This is a genomic window from Flavobacterium sp. PL12 (assembly GCF_039123485.1).
Lineage (GTDB): Bacteria > Bacteroidota > Bacteroidia > Flavobacteriales > Flavobacteriaceae > Flavobacterium > Flavobacterium weaverense.
Map to the genome: position 1 here is coordinate 141,537 of NZ_JBANDI010000003.1, position 22,147 is coordinate 163,683.

The 22,147-nt window shown below is 33.5% G+C and carries 16 protein-coding genes and 1 tRNA gene; 8 read left to right on the top strand and 9 right to left on the bottom strand.

From position 1 onward, the window contains the following. Nucleotides 1-29: 29 nt before the first annotated feature. From tsf to rplM, 4 genes are all read right to left on the bottom strand, one after another. Nucleotides 30-854, bottom strand: coding sequence for a translation elongation factor Ts (gene tsf / locus RCH19_RS02685; RefSeq protein ID WP_121923937.1), 825 nt, complete (start codon nt 852-854; stop codon nt 30-32). A gap of 140 nt (nt 855-994) precedes the next feature. Beyond that, nucleotides 995-1,810: a 30S ribosomal protein S2 gene (gene rpsB / locus RCH19_RS02690; RefSeq protein WP_343021925.1), complete on the bottom strand. Its 816-nt coding sequence runs from the start codon at nt 1,808-1,810 to the stop codon at nt 995-997. A gap of 175 nt (nt 1,811-1,985) precedes the next feature. Next, nucleotides 1,986-2,372 carry a 30S ribosomal protein S9 gene (gene rpsI, locus RCH19_RS02695; protein ID WP_072987959.1) on the bottom strand — a complete coding sequence of 129 codons (387 nt, stop codon included), beginning with the start codon at nt 2,370-2,372 and terminating at the stop codon, nt 1,986-1,988. Beyond that, a complete protein-coding gene (gene rplM, locus RCH19_RS02700) occupies nt 2,372-2,827 on the bottom strand; it encodes a 50S ribosomal protein L13 (RefSeq protein ID WP_121923939.1) in 456 nt (151 codons plus the stop codon). Before rplM ends, rpsI begins: the two co-directional genes overlap by 1 nt. 342 nt (nt 2,828-3,169) lie before the next feature. Here rplM and RCH19_RS02705 point away from each other — a divergent pair, with 342 nt between their 5' ends. Then, nucleotides 3,170-4,195, top strand: a complete 1,026-nt coding sequence (locus RCH19_RS02705; RefSeq protein ID WP_343021926.1) for a LacI family DNA-binding transcriptional regulator — start codon at nt 3,170-3,172, stop codon at nt 4,193-4,195. Between the two features lie 150 nt (nt 4,196-4,345). Here the strand turns inward: RCH19_RS02705 and polA are convergent, their stop codons facing one another. Then, entirely contained in the window at nt 4,346-7,189 is a 2,844-nt protein-coding gene (gene polA / locus RCH19_RS02710) for a DNA polymerase I (RefSeq protein ID WP_343021927.1), read from the bottom strand. A gap of 335 nt (nt 7,190-7,524) precedes the next feature. Here polA and RCH19_RS02715 point away from each other — a divergent pair, with 335 nt between their 5' ends. Then, nucleotides 7,525-8,760 carry a metallophosphoesterase gene (locus tag RCH19_RS02715; RefSeq protein WP_343021928.1) on the top strand — a complete coding sequence of 412 codons (1,236 nt, stop codon included), beginning with the start codon at nt 7,525-7,527 and terminating at the stop codon, nt 8,758-8,760. A gap of 76 nt (nt 8,761-8,836) precedes the next feature. Beyond that, nucleotides 8,837-9,133 (top strand): thioredoxin family protein, encoded by a 297-nt coding sequence (locus RCH19_RS02720; RefSeq protein ID WP_121923944.1) that lies wholly within the window; start codon nt 8,837-8,839, stop codon nt 9,131-9,133. 8 nt (nt 9,134-9,141) lie between these two features. Here the strand turns inward: RCH19_RS02720 and RCH19_RS02725 are convergent, their stop codons facing one another. Both RCH19_RS02725 and RCH19_RS02730 read right to left on the bottom strand, forming a co-directional pair. Beyond that, a complete protein-coding gene (locus tag RCH19_RS02725) occupies nt 9,142-9,783 on the bottom strand; it encodes a polysaccharide deacetylase family protein (RefSeq protein WP_343021929.1) in 642 nt (213 codons plus the stop codon). Between the two features lie 125 nt (nt 9,784-9,908). Continuing rightward, nucleotides 9,909-13,220: a DUF2723 domain-containing protein gene (locus tag RCH19_RS02730; protein ID WP_343021930.1), complete on the bottom strand. Its 3,312-nt coding sequence runs from the start codon at nt 13,218-13,220 to the stop codon at nt 9,909-9,911. A gap of 237 nt (nt 13,221-13,457) precedes the next feature. Here RCH19_RS02730 and RCH19_RS02735 point away from each other — a divergent pair. Beyond that, nucleotides 13,458-13,528: transfer RNA gene (locus tag RCH19_RS02735), tRNA-Gln, on the top strand. A gap of 61 nt (nt 13,529-13,589) precedes the next feature. Here the strand turns inward: RCH19_RS02735 and RCH19_RS02740 are convergent. After that, nucleotides 13,590-14,414, bottom strand: coding sequence for a universal stress protein (locus tag RCH19_RS02740; protein ID WP_343021931.1), 825 nt, complete (start codon nt 14,412-14,414; stop codon nt 13,590-13,592). A gap of 178 nt (nt 14,415-14,592) precedes the next feature. Here RCH19_RS02740 and rimP point away from each other — a divergent pair, with 178 nt between their 5' ends. The 3 genes from rimP (at nt 14,593) to infB (ending at nt 19,352) form a co-directional block, all read left to right on the top strand. Further along, nucleotides 14,593-15,057, top strand: coding sequence for a ribosome assembly cofactor RimP (rimP, locus tag RCH19_RS02745; RefSeq protein ID WP_343021932.1), 465 nt, complete (start codon nt 14,593-14,595; stop codon nt 15,055-15,057). A 13-nt stretch (nt 15,058-15,070) separates the two neighbouring features. Then, nucleotides 15,071-16,324 carry a transcription termination factor NusA gene (nusA, locus tag RCH19_RS02750; protein ID WP_343021933.1) on the top strand — a complete coding sequence of 418 codons (1,254 nt, stop codon included), beginning with the start codon at nt 15,071-15,073 and terminating at the stop codon, nt 16,322-16,324. 112 nt (nt 16,325-16,436) lie between these two features. Then, the gene (gene infB / locus RCH19_RS02755; RefSeq protein WP_343021934.1) at nt 16,437-19,352 is read left to right on the top strand and encodes a translation initiation factor IF-2; all 2,916 of its coding nucleotides are present in this window, start codon (nt 16,437-16,439) and stop codon (nt 19,350-19,352) included. 848 nt (nt 19,353-20,200) lie between these two features. Here the strand turns inward: infB and RCH19_RS02760 are convergent. Further along, the gene (locus RCH19_RS02760; protein WP_343021935.1) at nt 20,201-20,590 is read right to left on the bottom strand and encodes an SPOR domain-containing protein; all 390 of its coding nucleotides are present in this window, start codon (nt 20,588-20,590) and stop codon (nt 20,201-20,203) included. 215 nt (nt 20,591-20,805) lie between these two features. Here RCH19_RS02760 and RCH19_RS02765 point away from each other — a divergent pair, with 215 nt between their 5' ends. Next, nucleotides 20,806-22,134: a c-type cytochrome gene (locus tag RCH19_RS02765; RefSeq protein WP_121923952.1), complete on the top strand. Its 1,329-nt coding sequence runs from the start codon at nt 20,806-20,808 to the stop codon at nt 22,132-22,134. Nucleotides 22,135-22,147 lie beyond the last annotated feature (13 nt).

Consider the following 22,147-nt stretch of genomic DNA (forward strand, 5'->3'; position numbering starts at 1 on the left):
GATAGAATATATCTGAAAACAATTATGATTTATCCTAGAGCAGCTCTTTTGAAACCAGTAACAGTAAGATTACTGTCAACAGATTTAACATAAGCAGCAACGTTCATAGAACTATCTTTAATATAATCTTGATTTACTAAAGTGTTGTCTTTGTAAAAACGTTGAATTTTTCCTTTAGAAATGTTTTCCAACATTGCTTCTGGTTTTCCTTCTTGACGCAACAAATCTTTAGCAATTTCGATTTCTTTTTCGATAACAGCAGCATCAACTCCAGCTTCGTTCAAAGCGATTGGGTTCATAGCAGCAGCTTGCATAGCAACGTTTCTTGCAGCTTCTTCAGCACCTTCTACGTTAGCAGAAAGAGCAACTAAAGTAGCAATTTTGTTACCTGAGTGAATGTAAGATCCAACGAAAGCACCTTCTAATTTCTCAAAAGTTCTGATTTCTAATTTTTCTCCAATAACTCCTGTTTGCTCAATTAATTTTTCAGCAACAGTGATTCCGTTGAAATCAGATGCTAAAAATGCTTCAATTGTATCGTAGTTCATTGCTTGATTAGCCATTTCAGTAGCCATCTTTACAAAGCTTTCGTTCATCCCTACGAAGTCAGTTTCACAGTTTAGTGTGATAACAACTCCAGCAGTTTTGTCAGCATTAACAACAGCAATTGCAGCACCTTCTGTAGATTCTCTATCAGAACGGTTAGCAGCTACTTTTTGTCCTTTTTTACGTAGGTTTTCGATTGCTAAATCAAAATCTCCGTCAGATTCAACTAAAGCTTTTTTGCAGTCCATCATTCCTGCGCCTGTAGCTGTTCTTAATTTATTTACGTCTGCAGCAGTAATTGTTGCCATGTTTTTTATATTTTAAATTAAAAAATAGTTTTAATAAAAAATTCCAAACCCAAAATTCCAATTTCCAATTAATAAATTAAATCATTGCTGAGTCTAATTTTTGGAATTTGGAATTTTAGAATTTGGAAATTCTTTTTGTTTTATTCTTCAGTTGCAGTTGGAGCAGCAGCTTCAACAGCAGGAGTAGCTTCAGCAACTGGAGCAGCCTCTACCGTTTCAGCAGCAGGAGCAGCAACTTCTGGAGTCGCTTCACCTTCTTTATCAGAACCTCTATCAGAAAGTCCTTCAGTGATAGCAGCTGTAACTAAAGTTAAAATTTTGTCAATTGATTTAGAAGCATCATCATTTGCAGGAATCACATACTCTACTTCACGTGGATCAGAGTTAGTATCAACCATTGCAAAAACTGGAATGTTTAATTTTTGAGCTTCTTTTATTGCGATATGTTCCGCTTTAATATCAACTACGAACAAAGCAGCTGGTAGTCTAGACATGTCAGCGATTGAACCTAAGTTTTTCTCTAATTTAGCACGAAGACGATCAACTTGTAAACGCTCTTTCTTAGAAAGTGTCATGAACGTACCATCTTTCTTCATTTTATCAATAGTAGCCATTTTTTTAACAGCTTTACGGATAGTTACGAAGTTAGTTAGCATTCCACCAGGCCATCTTTCAGTGATGTAAGGCATGTTTGCAGCTTTTGCTTTTTCAGCAACGATGTCTTTTGCTTGTTTTTTGGTAGCAACAAATAATATTTTTCTACCTGATGCAGCGATTTTTTTCAAAGCTTCATTAGCTTCTTCAATTTTAGCTGCAGTTTTATATAGATTGATAATGTGAATACCATTACGTTCCATATAGATGTAAGGGGCCATGTTTGGATCCCATTTTCTAGTCATGTGTCCAAAGTGAACACCTGCTTCTAGTAAGTCTTTAACTTCTATTTTGTTTGCCATTTTTGTTCTAGTTTACGTTCTGTTGATTAGCAATGTGTAAATGGCGGTTTCCCGGCTTTATACATTTAGATGCTAAACTATTTCCTACCTCGATAGGAGAGCAACAACAACTGTGTTTTTTAATTTCAATAAATAATTGATGATGTCTTGTCCTATTTGAACAAGACGGGTAATATTAACGTTTAGAGAATTGGAATCTCTTACGAGCTTTCTTCTGACCGAATTTCTTACGTTCAACCATTCTTGGATCTCTTGTTAATAAACCTTGTGGTTTCAGTACAGCTCTGTTTTCAGCGTTCACTTCACACATAACACGTGCTAATGCCATTCTTACAGCTTCTGCTTGACCAGTTGAACCACCTCCGTAAACGTTTACTTTAACGTCAAAGTTAGTTACATTTTCTGTCATAGACATTGGTTGTAATACTTTGTACTGTAAAGTTGCAGTTGGGAAATAAGTTTCGAATGCTTTTTTGTTTACAGTGATTACTCCTGTTCCTTCCGAAACATAAACACGTGCAACAGCGGTTTTTCTTCTACCGATTTTGTGAATAACTCCCATTACTTAAGATCGTTAAGGTTAACTGTTCTCGGTTTTTGTGCACCTTGTTTGTGCTCAGAACCTACAACAACATTTAAATTTCTGAAAAGTTCAGCTCCTAATTTATTTTTAGGTAACATTCCTTTTACCGCTCTCTCTACTAGTAATGCAGGGTTTTTTGATTGCAATACTTTAGCAGTTAAAGTTCTTTGTCCTCCTGGATAACCTGTGTGACGAATGTAAGTCTTCTCGTCCATTTTGTTTCCTGTAAGGTTGATTTTTTCTGAGTTGATAACAATTACGTTATCTCCACAGTCAACATGTGGTGTATAACTTGCTTTGTATTTACCTCTAAGGATCATTGCGATCTTTGAAGCCATACGTCCTAAGTTATGCCCATCAGCATCAACAACGATCCACTCTTTTGTAACAGTGGCTTTGCTTGCTGATTGTGTCTTGTAGCTTAATGCGTCCATAATATTATTTTAATTAAACATTCCATCCCCATAAAGGGGTTGCAAAAGTACAATTAATTATTTTAAATGCAAATAGCTTAAAAGAATATTTTTAACTTGTTTTAGTGCTGATTATCAAATGTATATTTAAATTTTGTTTCTGTAATCAAAATTATGATTTTCATTTCTGTTCAGTGATGCACGCGATTAATCTTTGTTTTTTTTGTTTTCTTGAATTTTTCACAATTTTATGTGACAAATTCGATATTTTAAAAGCTATTTTTGTCAGTAATGGCACTATTATTCTAATTATCTCTATCTTGTGCCGCCTTACAACATATCAATTACAATAAATTTTTCTTTATGAAAGCCAAAGCTACATTAAAACAGATTGCAAAAGAACTTAACGTGTCTGTTTCTACAGTCTCAAAAGCGCTTAATGACAGTCCAGAAATTAGTGAGTCGACCAAATTGAAAATCAAAGAATACGCGAAGCTTAAAAACTATAAGCCAAACGTAATTGGTCTTAATCTTAAAAATAGAAAAACTAAAACAATTGGTGTAATTATTCCTAATATTTTAAATTCATTTTTTGCTAAAGTGTTTAGTGGGATCGAAAAAGTAGCCGATGAAAAGGGATACAATGTAATTATGTGTATTTCAAATGAATCTCTAAAGAAAGAAACGCATACACTTGAAATGCTAAGCAACGGAACTATTGATGGATTTATCGTATCGGTTTCTGAAGAAGCACAAAAAAAGCATGAATACGAACATTTTTCAACCATCATAAATGACGGTACTCCCATAGTAATGTTTGATAGAATTGCTGAAGGTGTTGATTGTGACAAAGTAATTGTGGATGATTTTGACTCTGCTTTAAATTCGACCCAACATTTAATAAATCTTGGTTGTAAAAATATTGCTTTACTGTCGTCTATTGACAATTTAAGTGTTGGTAAACTGAGAGCTGCTGGATATTTGAAAGCTTTAGAAATTAATAATATCGTAGTTAATACTGATATTATTCTTCGAACTGATTCTGAAGAAGATTTAAATGACAAAATTGAAGGTATTCTGGATAATAATACTGTTGACGGAATTTTTGCGTTAGAAGAAACTGATTCTGTGGCTGCATTGAAAATCGGTTTAAAGAAAGGATATAAAATCCCAGAAGACTTATCAGTAATAGGTTTTGCTGATGGAATATTAGCTTCAAGAAGGCTTTCGCCAAGATTAACCACCGTAAGCCAACACGGAATAGAAATAGGCGAAGTCGCTGCCAAATTGCTAATTGAAAGATTAGAATCAAAAGAGGAACATCTTCCTTATGAAACGAAGGTCATCAAGACTAAATTGAAAGAGAGAGAATCTACAAGGAAATTATAAAAAGCAAAAATCCATTCGCCGCGGCAAATGGATTTTTTTTTATACTATGGTCATTGCGAGGAACGAAGCAATCACACTAACAATGATTGAGAATGCGTCATTCATAGTAATGACTTTCTGAACACTATCTACTGAAGACTGACCACGGTTTTAATGCGCTTCCAGCCAGTTTTTTCCCATACCAATTTCGACATCTAAAGGAACATCTAGTTTAAATGCATTTTCCATTTCGAATTTGATCATCGGTTGAATTTTTTCTAATTCAGAGTTGTGAACGTCAAACACCAATTCATCATGTACTTGTAACAACATTTTTGATTTCCAATTCTCTTCACTTAACTTTTTGTGAATATTAATCATTGCAATTTTGATAATATCAGCTGCACTTCCTTGAATAGGTGCATTTACAGCATTTCGTTCAGCGCCACTTTTCACCATCATATTAGCTGAATTAATATCTTTTAAATAACGACGCCTTCCTAAAACTGTTTGCACATAACCATTCTCTCTAGCAAAATCAACTTGTTCTGCCATGTAAGATTTTAACTTTGGATAAGTTGCATAATATGCTTCGATCAAATCAGCACTTTCCTTTCGCGAAAGCGAAGTTTGATTAGAAAGTCCAAAAGCAGAAACACCATATATAATACCGAAGTTTACTGTTTTAGCATTACTTCTTTGTTCTTTACTAACTTCTTCTAAAGGAACATTAAAAACTTTTGCAGCCGTACTTTTATGAATGTCCTCATTATTTTTAAAAGCTAGAATCATATTTTCTTCTCCTGATAAAGCCGCAATGATGCGCAATTCAATTTGAGAATAATCGGCAGAAAGTATAGTGTAGTTTTCGTCTCTTGCAATAAAGGCTTTTCTGATTAAACGTCCTTTTTCTGTTCGAATAGGAATATTTTGCAAGTTAGGATTAGTAGAACTTAAACGACCTGTAGCTGCAACTGTTTGCATGTAATCTGTGTGCACGCGACCCGTTATTTCGTCAACTTGATTGGGTAAAGCATCAATATACGTACTTTGTAATTTTACCATTTGGCGCCATTCTAGAATATCACGAACGATTTCATTATCGTTTGCTAAAAAACTCAACACTTCTTCGCCAGTAGCATATTGACCCGTTTTGGTTTTCTTTTGTTTTGCTCCGCCAATCTTCATTTTGTCAAAAAGAACATCTCCTAATTGTTTTGGCGAAGCCAAGTTGAATGTTTCGCCAGCAGTTTCATATATTTTTTGCTCTAGCGCGTTGCTTTCTTTCGCCATCTCATCAGACATTGCTGCTAGAAATGCAACATCAAGATTAATTCCCTCTAATTCCATTGCTGCCAAAACAGGAATCAGCGGAATTTCGATTTCTTCAAATAGCTTTTTGGTTTCGGCTTTATCTAAAATTGGACTAAAAACAGTTGAAAGTTGCAAGGTAACATCTGCATCTTCAGCAGCGTATTCTTTAACTTCTTCCAATGCAACGTCGCGCATCGATTTTTGATTTTTTCCTTTTTTTCCAATTAAATCTTCTATTGACTTTGGTGCATATTTTAAGTAAGTTTCACTTAAAATATCCATATTGTGGCGCATATCCGGATTGATCAAATAATGCGCAATCATTGTATCAAATAATTTCCCTTTAATTCGAATGCCATATTTTGTTAGCACTTTCAAATCATATTTTATATTCTGCCCAATTTTTTCAATACTTTCATTTTCAAAAAACGGTTTTAATTTATCTGCTAAAATTTGAGCTTCCTCTTGATTTTCTGGAAACGGAATGTAAAATGCTTTTCCTTTCTCCCAAGAGAATGAAATTCCAACTAATTCAGCATGCAAAGCGTTTAAACCAGTAGTTTCTGTATCAAAACAAACTGATGTTTGGTTTTGTAAATTATTGAGTAATAATTTGATTCCTAAATCTCCTTGAATTATTTGGTAAGAATGCGTTGTGTTTTCTAAAGTGTCATAAAATGAAGTTCGCGTTTCTGTAGCATTTTCATCGTCAGTAACTGTTGCAAACATGTCAAATTGCTCTACATTTTTTACTGGATTTTTTTTATACAATCTAGGATCAGTGGCGTCATCATTTTTTACTGCTTCTGTAACGGGAGCATTAAAAATTTTGTCGAACTGCGCTTGCATTTGTCTAAATTCTAATTCGTTGAATAACGCGTCAGTCTTTTCAATATCAGGAGTTGATAATTCGTAATCATTTTCATTGAAAACAACAGGACAGTCAATAATGATTGTCGCCAAAGTTTTTGATAATATTCCTTTTTCTTTATTCGCTTCAATATTCTCTTTCATTTTTCCTTTTAGCTTATCTGTATTTGCTAAAAGATTTTCCATGGTGCCAAATTCTTTCAAGAATTTCTTAGCGGTGACTTCGCCCACACCTGGAAGGCCTGGAATGTTATCTGCTGCGTCGCCCATCATTCCAAGGAAATCAATTACCTGATCGGGTCTTTCGATTTCAAACTTTGCTAAAACTTCAGGAACGCCCCAAATTTCTATTCCGTTGCCCATTCGAGCCGGTTTATACATGAATATATTTTCAGATACTAATTGAGCAAAATCTTTGTCAGGCGTTACCATAAAAACTTTGTAATTTTCTTTTTCAGCTTGTTTGGCTATAGTTCCTATTAAATCATCAGCTTCAAATCCAGCAACTTCAATGATAGGAATGTGCATAGCTCTCAATAAATCCTGTATGTATGGAATGGCGATTTTTATGGCTTCTGGTGTTGCATCTCGATGTGCTTTGTATTCTGGGAATATTTCATTTCTAAGTTGGCTCCCTCCTTTATCAAACGCAACTGCTAAATGGTCTGGCTTTTCTCTTTTAATAACGTCCATTAATGAATTCATAAATCCCATAATGGCCGAGGTGTCCATTCCTTTAGAATTAATACGTGGATTTTTTATAAAAGCATAATATCCTCTAAAAATTAAGGCGTAAGCATCAAGTAAGAATAAGCGTTTTTGCTGTGACATGAGTATTATTTTGTATGAATTTCAAAAGTACAAAATTGCTGAGATAAAGAATAGGACGGTTGATTTATTTATGAAAAATCCTTTAGTTCGAATTTGTTTTATTCTAAATTATATCTAGGTAGAAATTAACTCGATCGTAGTTTTACTTTTAAAAGTTTGTTTAACCGTCAACTCTTAGTTGTTTTGATATTTTGCTCTTTAATTGGCTTTAAGCCAAAGATTTTGATTTCAAACTGTAGGAAGGTTTATATAAAAGGTTACCATTAGTTAAATTTAGATTAATAAAAAGGAATAGTATTTTCTTAATTTGTTATTTTGTCGAAAATTTATTTACAATGATCTTTCGCTTTATATTTCTTTTTTTAATTCTTTTCATTGTTGAGCTTTATGCTTTTCAGGTTTTAAAGACGCTTATAAAATCCAGACCTATACTTTTTATAATTGAAGGTTTTAGTTTGCTGTTTTTGGTTTACATCGCTTATTCATTAATGCAATTTGATAGAAGCGTTGGTCAAACGCACAAGACAATGTTTACGATGGCGTTGTTATTAATCGTTTATGTTCCAAAATTAATTTTAACCTTAGTTTTAATAGGTGAAGATATATTTAGATTAGGTGCTGGAGCCGTCAACTATTTTGCTAATTATGATAAAGGCGCTGAATTTCTAAACTCAAGAAGGAAGTTTGTTAGTCAAGTAGGTTTAGGATTAGCTGCAGTTCCTTTTTTGTCGTTGATATATGGAATAACTGTAGGTAAATACAACTACAAAGTAATTAAGCAACGCATTTTCTTTCCGGACTTACCCGCGGCTTTTGATGGTTTTACGATTACTCATATTTCAGATGTTCATAGTGGAAGTTTTGACAATGCCGAAAAAATTAATTATGCCATTGATTTAGTAAACGAACAAAATTCTGATATGATTTTGTTTACAGGAGATATTGTTAATACGCACGCTACCGAAATGCATCCGTGGATCGAGACTTTTAACAAAATTAAAAAACATGAATATGGTAAGTATTCCGTGTTAGGAAACCATGATTACGGTGAATATGTTACTTGGCCATCAGAGAAAGATAAAGACAATAATTTTAATGCTATTAAAAGTTTATACGGAGAAATAGGTTTTAATTTGTTGTTAAACGAGCATACTTTTATTCAGAAGGGCGGTGATAAAATTGCCTTAGTAGGAGTAGAGAACTGGGGACATAATTTCAAACAAGCTGGTGATTTAAATAAGGCTGCAGGCCAATTAAAAAAAGAGGATTTTAAAATATTGATGAGTCACGACCCGTCTCACTGGGAGCACGTTGTACAAAACGATGAAAAGCATTATCAATTAACGCTATCTGGACATACGCACGGAATGCAATTTGGGATTGAAATCCCAGGATATTTTAAATGGAGTTTAGCACAATATGTGTACAAACAGTGGGCTGGACTTTATGAGAATATGGGAAGATATGTATATGTAAACAGAGGTTTTGGTTTTCATGCTTATCCAGGGAGAGTTGGTATCATGCCAGAAATCACAGTAATCGAACTAAAAAAGGGCGGTAAAGTAGCATAATAAGTTAAAAATGCTACATTTGTAAAATAAATAGCTCTGTTTAGTGTATTTTTTTAAAAATTAAATTCTTAGTTTTATGTCAAAATTTGGAGAACTTATAAATACTCAATTACCAGTGTTAATTGACTTTTACACGGAGTGGAACGAGCCTTCAGTTTCTATGCACCCTGTCATTAGAGATGTAGCAGCTGCTCTTGGCGATAAAGCTAAAGTTATAAAAATTGATGTTGATAAAAACCAAGAATTAGCAGAGGCTTTACGTATCAAAGGTTTGCCAACATTAATGATTTATAAAGCAGGAGAAATGATTTGGAGACAATCAGGTGAATTAGATGCTAACACATTGATTGGGATTGTTCAAGAACAATTATAGATTTTAATTTATAAAACTTCGCAAGTAAAATCATTTGTTTTTAAATATTCTAGTGTTTTTGGTAATGCGTATTCAAGATTTTTAAATGCTTTGATGCTGTCGTGAAAAACAATAATACTTCCAGGTCTAATGTTAGATAGTACATTGTCTAGACATTTTTCTTTACTTATTTCAGTGTCAAAGTCGGCACTAAGAACATCCCACATTATTATTTCGTATCCTAAACTTCGCAATGCTCTTGATTGCGATAATTTTATTTTTCCGTAAGGAGGTCTAAATAGCTTTTTATGCAATGAAATGCTGTCATTTCGATAAATTTCATCTTCACATCTTTTTATATTCTCTAAATATGTTTTTGTTGGAGTCTTCCATCCATTCAAATGATTGTACGTGTGATTTCCAACTGAATGACCTGCTTCACTGATTTTTTCAAATAATTCTGGATGCTTTTGAATGTTATCACCGATGCAGAAAAATGTCGCCTTTGCATTATATTTTAATAATTCTTCTAAAACCCAAGAGGTTGCTTCTGGAACAGGTCCGTCGTCAAAAGTCAGGTATACTTTTTTTTCGTCATTGGAAACATCCCATTTATAATTGCGGAATAATTTTTTAATGAGCCAATTTGTCTTTACCCAGTAGAGCTTCATAATCAGGAAATTGAAGAAGAATTTTACTATAAATTAAAATGAGTTAAGCGAAAAATTTATCTTGCAATAAATAATTCTCTTAACTCATTTTAGTATCAATTAATTACTTTGATTTTTTTTGAAAATTATTCTTCGTCTCGCTCAAAACGCTCAAACATTTTGATATACGTATTAAAAGTAATTTTATGCTTATTGTAGAAAGCAGTATCGCCATTTTCTTTCATCACTTGTAGTAAGCTTCTATAACGCTCGAGATCAATAATTATAGGCGTTGCAATACTGCTTTGCTCAGAAGCTTTCAGCTTTCCGTAATAATTCAAATTGTCTTGATATTTACCAATAAGTTTTTCTAATAATTGTTGCGCTTTTACTTTCTCATCAATTTTGTAATATCCAGCAGCAAAAGGTTCTACTAAAGAATAATAGCCAAAATAGTCTACCGGCATTTTAGCCATTGCTAATTCGATTATATTTTTAGCTTTTTCTTTCTTGCCCTCAACAATCAATTGATTCATTAATCTAGATAGATTTGATCGATAGGTAATACTATTTCTTCTAGTTTCAGGATCGTGGTATATTTTTGGACTATCGCTATTTCCCCAATCCCATTTCATCACTTTGTCGTACATCTTGTCACTATCAATTTGTCCCATTTCAAGTGGTCCACCTTCTTTAGGTATTGCAGTTTTTATCGGTACTAATTTATAAACCATTCCTTCTAACTGAAGATAGTCTTTCATCCAGATGTAATCTTCATTATCAAAAGCACCTCCGCTGAAATAGATAGGTCGCTTCCAGTTGTTGTTAGCTACGATATCAAGCATCATCAATCTATTTTTATACAATGCGCCTCCTTTAATATCTACATCGATGTAAGGAACGATAGAGTCGTTATATTTAGGAGAAACCACTTTATTCTTAATGATAATATCCTTGTCAACTGGAATTCTGATTTTATTAGTAGGATAGAAATGGATTGTTTGACCATTTTGCATTCCTACTGTTGATTTTGGATTTTTAATAAAATCCATAAAATCTTTAATATCCCATCTGCTTTCAACTTTTGGAATATGAGCCACATAATCTAAATTATCACCTACATATTGATCGTGAGTGAAAGAAATAGGTAATGGATCTGATTCGTACGTTTTCGTTTTCATCTGATCGATATACCAGTCAGTCATAAATAAACTTGTATTTACGATTTTAACGTCAGTTCGTATTCCTTCAATTTCTTGGGCGTACCAAAGTGGGAATGTGTCATTATCACCTATAGTAAATAAAATAGCATTTGGATCACAAGAAGTAAGGTATGCTTTTGCCATTGACAAAGCAGTATACTTACCAGAACGATCATGGTCATCCCAGTTTTGCGACGCCATAAGCACAGGAGCTGCAAGTAAACTGGCTGCAATAATGATAGGTCCTGCTATTTTTGGAGCTAAATACTTTTGTACACTTTCATATATCGCATAGACGCCAAAACCTATCCAGATGGCAAAGACGTAAAAGGAACCAACCAATGCATAATCTCTTTCCCTTGGTTCGAAAGGTCTTTCGTTTAGATAGATTTTTAATGCAATACCCGTAAAGAGAAATAGCGCTAGCAAGACATAGAAGCTTTTTAAATCTTTATTGGCGTGATACATTAAACCGATTAAGCCTAGAATAAATGGTAAAAAGAAATAAACGTTTCTTCCTTTATTATTTAAAACATCTGCTGGCAAATTGTCTTGACTTCCTAAATGTAAACTGTCTATGAAAGATATTCCACTTAACCAGTTTCCGTCTAAGTAATCGTATCGGCCTTGAACATCATTTTGACGACCAACAAAATTCCACATTAAATACCTCCAATACATATACCCAAATTGGTATTCAACCATAAAGCCAAGATTGTCTGCTGTAGTAGGTTTTTCGACAATTAGATAATCACCGTAACTTTTAAGGAATTTTACATATCCTTCGTTATCAATTTGTTTTTGAGCGTACGCTTGTCTAAACTCATTGATTGTTTTCTCTGTTTCTTGCTTAAGTTGTGCAATAGCTTTGTTGTAATCTTCCTCTGTTAATTCACTTGGATCGATACCGTATTTTGCCAAATCATCTTCGTATGGATAATTAGGATTAAGTCGGAACGCTGGAGGATTTGTGAAATTCATGTAGTTTTCAATATGTCCGTCACTCCACATCCTTGGCAATATCGTTTTCTGATTATCGTCTGTATTTTGAGAGGCGTTTTTGAAATTATTTACAATAACATACTTTCCAGTTTTGTAATCTCTTTCATAATTGGGAGCTTTGTCTTGATAAGGATTGTTTTTGTCTAATCCAGCAAAGTTCTCAGTGTATTGTGGTCCGTAAAACAAAGGATTTACACCGTATTGCTCTCTATTATAATAAGCTAATACTTCACGCGCATCCGAAGGTTTATTTTCATTAATTACCGTATTTGCATTAGCACGAATAGGCAACATAATCCATGTAGAAAATCCAACTAAAATGAAAAGGATGCAAAGAATTAAGGTGTTATATGTTACTAAGCCTTTACTCTTAGTGTACTTTAATCCAAAGTAAAATAATGCAATTAGTAAAGCAGTTACAAATATGGTCCCAGAGTCAAAAGGTAGTCCCAAGCTATTTACCATGAATACTTCGGTTTGACCAAAGAATCCCATAGTAAGAGGTAATAATAATTTAAAGATGAATAGTAAAACTCCAACCACAACAATATTCGCAATGACGAAACTCTTTATTGTAACGACTTTATAATGTTTAAAGAAATATAAAAATCCTATTGCAGGAATGGTAAGTAATGCCATAAAGTGTACTCCAAAAGAAAGTCCAATGACAAGGGATATGATTAACAACCATCTATTTCCTCTAGGTTTGTTCATATCTTGCTCCCATCGTAAACCGAGCCAAAATAGTAGAGCAATAAACAAGGAAGCCATGGCATAAACTTCGGCTTCAACAGCATTAAACCAAAAACTATCAGAGAATGTGTACGCTAAAGCTCCTACAAATGAACCTCCTAATATAACAATATCATTACTTTTATTAATTTGTGTGTCTGAATTATTTTCAACGTCTGACGTTTTGAATCGAATAACTAATTTTCTTAAAATTATCGAAGAAGACCAAAACAAAAATAAAATGGTGAATGCACTTGAAAACACAGACATCATATTTACCATCAAAGCAATTTTTGTGTCATCCGTCGCGAACATCGCGAAAAAAGCACCTATCATTTGGTATAACGGAGCTCCAGGAGGGTGTCCAACCTCTAATTTAGCAGCGGTGGCAATGTATTCTCCACAATCCCAAAAGCTCATGGTAGGTTCAACGGTCAAAGTATAGGTTAATAATGCTATCCCAAATGTAAGCCAACCAATGATTGTATTCCATTTATTGAAATTGAAACTTGCTTTATCCATGTCAAAAATTAAATTTAAATGTAAGTTGCAAAGAAAATCTTTTTTTGTTTATAGATGTAGTCATTAACAAAAATTTCTCGAAAAGTCCTATATATTATTAAAGTATTGATAGTGAATGTCTTTGCTGATCTTTAATTTTGACTTTAAAATTAATTTGATTTTTTTTTGACAAAAAGGCTTAAAAAGTTTGCGCAAACTAAAATTTATTCTAAATTTGCACTCGCTTAGCAGCAATGCTGGTCTATGGTGTAATGGTAACACAACTGTTTTTGGTGCAGTCTTTCTAGGTTCGAGTCCTAGTAGACCAACGGAAAACCCCTCATTTATGAGGGGTTTTTTTATGCATTTTATTTTTCTTGATGATTCGTTCTATATTTTAAATGTGATTACGGGTCTTGGATTATGATTTACCACATCTTGGGTTACGCTTCCATTTATAAAATGAGCTATTCCTGTTCTTCCGTGAGTGCAGATAGCGATTAAGTCAGCTTCCATTTTAGTTGCAAAATTTGTAATACCATTTTCAATAGTGCTGTCATTAAAGATATTTAAAGTGTAGTTTTTAAAGTTATACTTTTGAATGAATTCCTCCATTTTTATTTCAGATTCGATTGTAGTCTTGAAGATGTTGGGAGTTGAAATTAACACTAAATCTATTTGAGATTTAAAAATAGAAGCAAATTCGATTAAGCTTTTAAATGGTGCATGCGCTTCATTAGAAAAATCAGTAGGAAACACTATTTTTTTAAAAGTTGAAGTTCCAATGTCGTCTTTAACGATTAAAACAGGTTTTTCTGAAAGTCGAACTATTTTTTCAGCATTCGACCCAATTAATATTTCTTTAAAACCTGAAGCTCCATTAGAACCCATAACAATTAAATCAATTTCATTTTTTTTGGTGTACGATAAAATTCCTTCAAACGCAGTTTCAATTTGGACAGTAATAAAAACCGAAATACCATCTAGGTATGGATTTCGTGCTATGGTTTGTAAAGTTTCATTTGCTTTATCAACGAAGAGTACTGCTTCAGGAATTAGGCTTTGTGCTTTTATTCCATTGTCTATGTGACTGGGTAGTTCTATTAAGTGTAATAAATATATTTGGGAATCATTTTCTCGAGCAATAAGAGCTGCCGCCTTAAGTGCATTTTCTGCGTACTGGGAAAAATCGGTTGGAACTAAAATACGTTTCATACAGTAAAAGTGTTAATTTATTAAAGAAAATACTTATTTAAATCATCTATTAAAGGTAAGATTTTTTTTTAGAGCAATCGATTATTTTAGTTTATAAAAAAAACACTATATTTGCACCGTTATTTATTAAAATCTAGATAATGAGGGGACTAATATGTCCCCTCTTTTTATAAAAAATATGACATTTAAAGAAAAAGTAAATACGTTGCTGGTAGAATGCCTTTTAGAAAAGCCATCTATTTTTTTGATAGACCTTATTATCACTGATGCTTTCAAGGTTATTGTGAATCTAGACGGGGATGATGGAGTAGCGCTTCAGGATTGTATTGATGTGAGTCGTTTTATAGATGCACACTTGGACCGTGAGGAACAAGATTACTCTTTAGAGGTAGCGTCAGTAGGGGTTGGGTCACCGCTGAAGTTAGTTAGACAGTACAAGAAAAATATAGGTAGAACATTGATTGTTAAGACAGAAGGAGAAACAATTGAAGCAGAATTAGTGGAAGCTGATGATGATTTTGTAGTTTTGTCTTGGGAAGCAAGAGAGCCTAAGAAAATTGGAAAAGGAAAAGAAACAGTTCAAAAAGAATTGAAACTTCCTTACGGAAATATTAAAGAAGCAATTGTTACAGTAACATTTTAATTAAAGAATTCGCATGGAAAACTTAGCATTAATCGATTCATTCTCTGAGTTTAAAGATGATAAACTTATTGATCGTGTAACGCTTATGGCAATTTTAGAAGATGTATTTAGAAATGCATTGAAAAAAAAATACGGATCAGACGATAATTTCGATATTATTATAAATCCTGATAAGGGAGATATGGAAATTTGGAGAAGGAGAGTAATCGTTGCTGATGAGGATCTGGATTTTGAAAACGAAGAAATTACATTAACAGAGGCTAGAAAAATTGAATCTGATTTTGAGATTGGAGAAGAAGTATCAGAAGAGGTGAAATTAATTGACTTAGGTAGAAGAGCTATTTTAGCTTTACGCCAAAATTTAATTTCTAAAATTCATGAGCATGACAATACAAATCTTTACAAGCAATTTAAAGATTTAGTTGGAGATATTTATACAGCTGAAGTGCATCACGTAAGACCTAGAGTTGTTATTTTAGTTGATGATGAAGGTAACGAAATTGTATTGCCAAAAGAAAAACAAATTCCATCTGACTTTTTCCGTAAAGGAGATAATGTAAGAGGAATTATTGAAAGCGTTGAATTGAAAGGAAACAAACCTCAAATTATTATGTCTAGAACTTCTGAGAAGTTTTTAGAAAAATTGTTTGAACAAGAAATTCCAGAAGTTTTTGACGGTTTAATTATGGTTAAAAAAGTGGTAAGAATTCCTGGTGAAAAAGCAAAAGTAGCTGTTGATTCTTATGATGATAGAATTGATCCAGTAGGAGCTTGTGTTGGAATGAAAGGTTCTCGTATTCACGGAATTGTGCGTGAATTAGGAAATGAAAATATTGACGTTATCAATTATACTAGTAATATTCAATTGTTCATTACTAGAGCATTAAGTCCAGCAAAGGTTTCTTCTATTAAAATTAATGAAGAAACTAAAAGAGCAGAAGTTTTCTTGAAGCTTGAAGAAGTTTCGAAAGCTATTGGTCGTGGTGGGCATAATATTAAATTAGCAGGTTTATTAACCGGTTATGAATTAGATGTTATTCGCGAAGGTGATGTTGCTGGTGCAACTGCTGATGAGGATGATGTTGAATTAACTGAGTTTTCAGATGAAATTGAAGACTGGGTTATTGAAGAGTTTGCAAAAATTGGTTTAGATACAGCAAAAAGTATTTTGAAACAAGATGTAGATGATTTAGTGAGAAGAACAGACCTAGAAGAGGAAACGATTCTAGATGTAATGAGAATATTGAAAGAAGAATTTGACAATTAGTCAATAGTTCTTCAACGATAAACACGCCGCTTTACAATTAATTCTTATTCGATAGGTATCGAGTCGGGAGTAAAGCGAGGAATAACAAAAAAGATAATAATAAAAAGGTTTTATGTCTGAAGAGAGAATTATTAGAATAAACAAAGTTTTAAGGGAATTGAATATTTCTTTGGAAAGAGCTGTGGATTATCTAAAAGATAAAGGAATTGCTATTGAGTCAAATCCAAACACAAAAATTTCTGATGATGTATACAAAGTCTTGTGCGGTCAATTTGCTGGTGACAAGGGGAATAAAGAAGCTTCTAAAGAAGTAGGAGAAGAAAAAAGAAAAGAGAAAGAAGCTTTGCGTTTAGAACGCGAAAAGGAAATTGAAGACAAGCGTAAAGTTGAGGAAGATCGCCTTAAACAACAGGAAGTGATAAAAGCGAGAGCGGTTATTGCAGGTCCAGTTCAAGTAGGTAAAATTGATCTTAATCCTAAAAAGCCTTCAATCATTGCACCGGTGAAAGCAGTCGAAAAAGTTGAAACTCCAGTAGCTACAGTTGCTGAGGTAAAACCAGAAATTGCAGAAGCTAAGGCTGAAAAAGTTGTTGCTGAAAAGCCTATTCAGGAAAAGCCTTTAGAAGAAAAAACTGTTGCAGATAAAAAAGTAGTTAAATCGATTCCTGGAATTAAAGAAGTTAAAGTAGAAGCTCCGAAAGAAGTTGCTGCTGAAGTTGTAGCTGCGCCAAAAGCGGATGCTGTTAAGTCTGATGAAGCTCCAGTGGATGAAACTATTGCTACACAATATCAAAAGTTGTCTGGTACAACTTTGACAGGTCAAATAATTGATTTATCTCAATTTAATAAACCTAAAAAGAAAAAAGAAGAGCCTAAGATCACTCCTAATAAACCAGGAGCTCCGGGATCTGCTGCTGCTGCAAATGCAAATAAAAATAAGCGTAAAAGGATTGCTCCTAAACCAGGTGCTCCAAGACCGCCTGCAATACCAGGAGTTCCAGGTGCGCCAAATCCTAACAAGATTACACCTAATGTAGGTGGTGGTGGATTTAACGCTAATAGAAGTTCAAGACCGGGATTTGTTAAAGGAAACCGACCAGCAATTGTTGCTAAAGTTGAGCCGACAGAAGAAGAAGTTAAAAATCAAATTAGAGAGACTTTAGAGAAACTACAAGGTAAAGGTGGTAAATCTAAAGCTGCTAAATATAGAAGAGATAAAAGAGATACACACCGTCAGAAATCTGATGAGGAGCAAAGAGCTATTGACGAAGGAAGTAAAACCATTAAGGTTACTGAGTTTGTAACAGTAGGTGAAATTGCCATCATGATGGATGTGCCAATTACTAAAGTTATTGGTACGTGTATGTCACTTGGAATCATGGTTACCATGAACCAAAGATTAGATGCAGAAACTTTAACTATTGTAGCAGATGAGTTTGGCTACGAAGTGGAGTTTATCACTGTAGATATTGAAGAAGCAATACAAGTTGTAGAAGATAGAGAGGAAGACTTAGTTTTTAGAGCTCCTATTGTAACTGTGATGGGTCACGTCGATCACGGTAAAACATCTTTACTGGATTACATCCGTAAGGAAAATGTTATTGCAGGTGAATCTGGAGGAATTACACAGCATATTGGTGCCTACGGAGTAACATTAGATAACGGACAAAAAATTGCATTTTTAGATACTCCTGGTCACGAAGCGTTTACCGCGATGCGTGCACGTGGAGCTCAAGTTACAGATATTGCTATTATTGTAATTGCAGCTGATGATGATATCATGCCGCAAACTAAAGAAGCAATTAGCCACGCACAGGCTGCAAATGTTCCTATTATTTTCGCAATCAATAAAATTGATAAGCCTAACTCTAATGTAGAGAAGATAAAAGAGAAATTAGCAGGTATGAATTTGCTTGTTGAAGACTGGGGTGGTAAAATTCAATCACATGATATTTCTGCAAAAGTAGGAACTGGTGTGAAAGAGTTATTGGAGAAAGTATTGCTAGAAGCAGAATTGCTTGATTTGAAATCTAATCCAAATAAAGCAGCACAAGGAACAGTTGTTGAAGCATTCTTAGATAAAGGGAAAGGATATGTTTCTACTATTTTAGTTCAAAATGGAACACTGAAAGTAGGAGATTATATGTTAGCTGGAAAACATCATGGTAAAATTAAAGCCATGCATGATGAAAGAGGAAATATAGTTTCTGTTGCAGGTCCTTCAACTCCAGTATCAGTTTTAGGTCTTGATGGAGCAGCTACTGCAGGTGACAAGTTCAATGTATTCGAAGAAGAAAAAGAAGCAAAACAAATTGCATCTAAACGTTCTCAATTAATGCGTGAGCAATCTGTTCGTACACAACGTCACATTACTTTGGATGAAATTGGACGTAGAATCGCGTTAGGTCAATTTAAAGAATTGAACATTATCCTTAAAGGAGATGTAGATGGATCAGTTGAAGCATTATCTGATTCATTCTCTAAATTATCTACTGAAGAAATTCAAATCAATATTATACATAAAGGTGTTGGTGCAATTACAGAAACTGACGTAATGTTAGCTTCTGCATCTGATGCAATTATTATTGGATTTAACGTTCGTCCTGCTGGTAATGCTAGACAATTAGCTGATAAAGAAGAAATCGATATCCGTTATTATTCTATTATCTACGCTGCGATTGATGACTTGAAAGACGCAATGGAAGGAATGTTAGCTCCTGAAATGAAAGAAGAGATTCTGGGTACTGCAGAAATTAGAGAGATATTCAAAATTTCTAAAGTTGGTTCAATTGCTGGTTGTATGGTTATGGATGGTAAAATTGTTAAAAATGCCAAAATGCGTATCATTAGAGAAGGAGTTGTTGTATTTACAGGAGAGTTGTTAGCGTTGAAACGTTTCAAGGATGATGTAAAAGATGTAGCTAAAGGATATGATTGTGGTGTTCAAGTGAAAGGATATAATGATATCGAAGAAAGAGATATTATTGAATCGTACCATGAGGTAGCAATCAAAAAGAAATTGAAATAGTATTTCATATAAATAAATTAAAAAATCCCGATTAGTCGGGATTTTTTGTGTTTTAGGATAAATGTTTTTATTCTTATGACTTAAAGCTAATATCGAAAGTAAGAACTAAGAGATGTAATTTATAATTTTAGAGCAAAAATAAACTTAAGGTTTTAAAAATGTCTTGTAATTTACTTTGGTACGATTTTTAGTTTGAAAATTTTATTCAAAGTTTTGTAATTCTTGTTGAATTTTATGGAGATAATTTGATTAGACAGTTCTTCCTTGAAATACTGTTTATCGAGCTTAAAAACGTTTAGTAGAGATCTCAGATTTAATATTTCAAATCTCCTTCATTGCGAAATAATATTTTTATAAAGTTGATAAAAATATAAAAATGCAGAAAGTGTTTAATCTCATTTCGTGGAATGAGAAAAATTAGTTTAGGTTTAATTAAAACTACTTAATATTCTAAAAATTAAATTCCTATTAAATACAAGTGCTATCAGTGTCTTAAAACAATCAAGCATGTAGACTTTGTTTATTAAATATTGCTGATGAAGGCTTTACTGTACTGAGGCAAATTAGGAGATACAATTTTGATTTTGTTATGTTTCACTAACTTGAAATTTAGCTTTGATGATTAGCTCTTCAGGATAATTTTAATCATTAAGTAACGTAATTGATATAATGATTCAGTTTTAGTGCTTCTGCGTTCCCTTGTTGTTTAAGAACTGCGAATTTCGTACAATAAATCATTTTCGAAACTTAATTAAGTTTCTATTTAAAATCTTTTGTGCGAACTTCATAAAAACAAGAAAGACCACTTAGTTACAGTGGTCTTTCTTGTTTCTATAAAATGTAAAAATTTATTTAGTTGGTTTTATTAAATGAACGTTGTTGTATCGTTTTCTGATTTCAATTAAATTTCGCTCTGCTTCGATGCGCGTTTTGTAGTTTCCAACCCACACTTTGTAATTTGGTGTGAAAAAAAAGATGGTTCCATCGGTGTCTCTAAATTCTTGTCGAAATTCATTTAAAGTACTTTTCGCCTTTTCACTGTCGCCACTAAAGATTTGAATTTGATATCTCTCATTTGCTACATTTGAAAAGTTGCTTTTTCTCTTTTCGTTGAGCAAATTTTCGAATTTAGAGTCTTGTCTTACAGTAATGTTTCCACGTTGCGCATTTGCATAAATGCTACAAACTAATAATGTCAATGTTATATAAAATGCTTTTCTACGGGCTAAAATTCTCATAATGTGATTGTTTTTGTGCAAAAATAATATTTAATGGCTGATGCCAAACTGTAATTGTTATTTAGAATTGATATAAATTGAAATTAAGACTATTTTAAGGTTTTGAGAATAGTTCTTAAGTCGTATTTTTGTCGAAGTTTTAAAATAAAGGACTAGTTTTTATAAATCACTTAGAAAAAACTGTGCCAATTTTTATTAGATAATCATTATATAATATGAAAAAGGTGGGTAACCATAATTCGATCGCAAAGAAATTATTTATAGGCTTAGCCTTATCGTTAATTTTTTCTTTAAATTCATTCGCTCAAGACGCTGCTCCGGTAGCTGATGACGCTGCGGCTCCTGCTGCAACAAGTGGTGGAGATGCTGTAAAAGGTAAAGAATTGTTCAATGCAAATTGTGCGGCATGTCACAAAATGGATGCTAAAGCTACTGGACCCGCACTTAGAGGTGTGGCTGGCAAATATGACACTCCATGGCTGTACAAATGGATTAGAAATAGTTCTGAATTAATTAAATCTGGAGATGCTCAAGCAGTAAAGGTTTACAATGAAAACAATAAAGCAGTTATGTCTGCTTTTCCACAATTGTCTGATTCAGATATTGATAATATCTTAGCATATACATCAGAACCTAAAGTTGAAGCTCCTGCTGCAGCTGCTGGAACTGTTGCTGTTCCTGGAACTTCAGTTTCTGATAGTGGAATTTCAAACAACATTATTCTAGGTGCTTTAGCGCTTGTTATGGTTGTTTTAGTTGTTATGTTATTCTTGGTAAATAAAGTTTTATCTAAAGTAGCAAAAGTAAACGGAATAGAGGTAGAGCCAAAAACGGCTACAACTCCTATTTGGAAAGCATTCGTAAGAAATCAATTTTTAGTATTAGTAACTGCGATATTCTTGTTGTTAGCAAGTGCATATTTCGTGTACGGTTTCTTAATGCAGATAGGTGTTGATCAAGATTACGCTCCAATACAGCCAATCCATTACTCACACAGGATTCACGCTGGTGATAATGAGATTAACTGTAAATATTGCCACTCTGCTGCTAGAGTTAGTAAGAACGCTGGAATACCTTCGTTAAATGTTTGTATGAACTGTCATAAGAACATTGGTGAAGTTGCTGAAAGTACTGCTACACCTGAGTACAGCAAAGCTTTTTACGATGAGCAAATCCAGAAACTATATACAGCGGTGGGTTGGGATCCAGCAAGCCAAAGTTATACTGGAAAAACACAACCTGTTAAATGGGTTCGTATCCATAACTTACCTGATTTTGTATACTTCAATCACTCTCAACACGTAACTGTTGCTGGAATTGAATGTCAGACTTGTCACGGACCAGTTCAAGAGTATGAAATTCAGAAACAATTCGCTCCATTAACTATGGGTTGGTGTATTGATTGCCACAGAAAGACTGACGTTAAAATGGAAGGGAATGAATATTACACTAAAATTCATGCTGAACTTTCTAAGAAATACGGTGTTGAGAAATTGACTGCTGCCCAAATGGGAGGTTTAGAATGTGGTAAATGCCATTATTAATCAAATTATTAAG

What these genes read in the sequence shown, in the direction of transcription:
- RCH19_RS02715 (WP_343021928.1), top strand. Translation starts at nt 7,525, where the DNA reads ATGATCTTTCGCTTTATATTTCTTTTTTTAATTCTTTTCATTGTTGAG.
- polA (WP_343021927.1), bottom strand. Translation starts at nt 7,189, where the DNA reads ATGTCACAGCAAAAACGCTTATTCTTACTTGATGCTTACGCCTTAATT.
- rimP (WP_343021932.1), top strand. Translation starts at nt 14,593, where the DNA reads ATGACATTTAAAGAAAAAGTAAATACGTTGCTGGTAGAATGCCTTTTA.
- RCH19_RS02730 (WP_343021930.1), bottom strand. Translation starts at nt 13,220, where the DNA reads ATGGATAAAGCAAGTTTCAATTTCAATAAATGGAATACAATCATTGGT.
- infB (WP_343021934.1), top strand. Translation starts at nt 16,437, where the DNA reads ATGTCTGAAGAGAGAATTATTAGAATAAACAAAGTTTTAAGGGAATTG.
- rplM (WP_121923939.1), bottom strand. Translation starts at nt 2,827, where the DNA reads ATGGACGCATTAAGCTACAAGACACAATCAGCAAGCAAAGCCACTGTT.
- rpsI (WP_072987959.1), bottom strand. Translation starts at nt 2,372, where the DNA reads ATGGGAGTTATTCACAAAATCGGTAGAAGAAAAACCGCTGTTGCACGT.
- RCH19_RS02760 (WP_343021935.1), bottom strand. Translation starts at nt 20,590, where the DNA reads ATGAGAATTTTAGCCCGTAGAAAAGCATTTTATATAACATTGACATTA.
- RCH19_RS02765 (WP_121923952.1), top strand. Translation starts at nt 20,806, where the DNA reads ATGAAAAAGGTGGGTAACCATAATTCGATCGCAAAGAAATTATTTATA.
- RCH19_RS02725 (WP_343021929.1), bottom strand. Translation starts at nt 9,783, where the DNA reads ATGAAGCTCTACTGGGTAAAGACAAATTGGCTCATTAAAAAATTATTC.
- tsf (WP_121923937.1), bottom strand. Translation starts at nt 854, where the DNA reads ATGGCAACAATTACTGCTGCAGACGTAAATAAATTAAGAACAGCTACA.
- rpsB (WP_343021925.1), bottom strand. Translation starts at nt 1,810, where the DNA reads ATGGCAAACAAAATAGAAGTTAAAGACTTACTAGAAGCAGGTGTTCAC.
- RCH19_RS02705 (WP_343021926.1), top strand. Translation starts at nt 3,170, where the DNA reads ATGAAAGCCAAAGCTACATTAAAACAGATTGCAAAAGAACTTAACGTG.
- RCH19_RS02720 (WP_121923944.1), top strand. Translation starts at nt 8,837, where the DNA reads ATGTCAAAATTTGGAGAACTTATAAATACTCAATTACCAGTGTTAATT.
- nusA (WP_343021933.1), top strand. Translation starts at nt 15,071, where the DNA reads ATGGAAAACTTAGCATTAATCGATTCATTCTCTGAGTTTAAAGATGAT.
- RCH19_RS02740 (WP_343021931.1), bottom strand. Translation starts at nt 14,414, where the DNA reads ATGAAACGTATTTTAGTTCCAACCGATTTTTCCCAGTACGCAGAAAAT.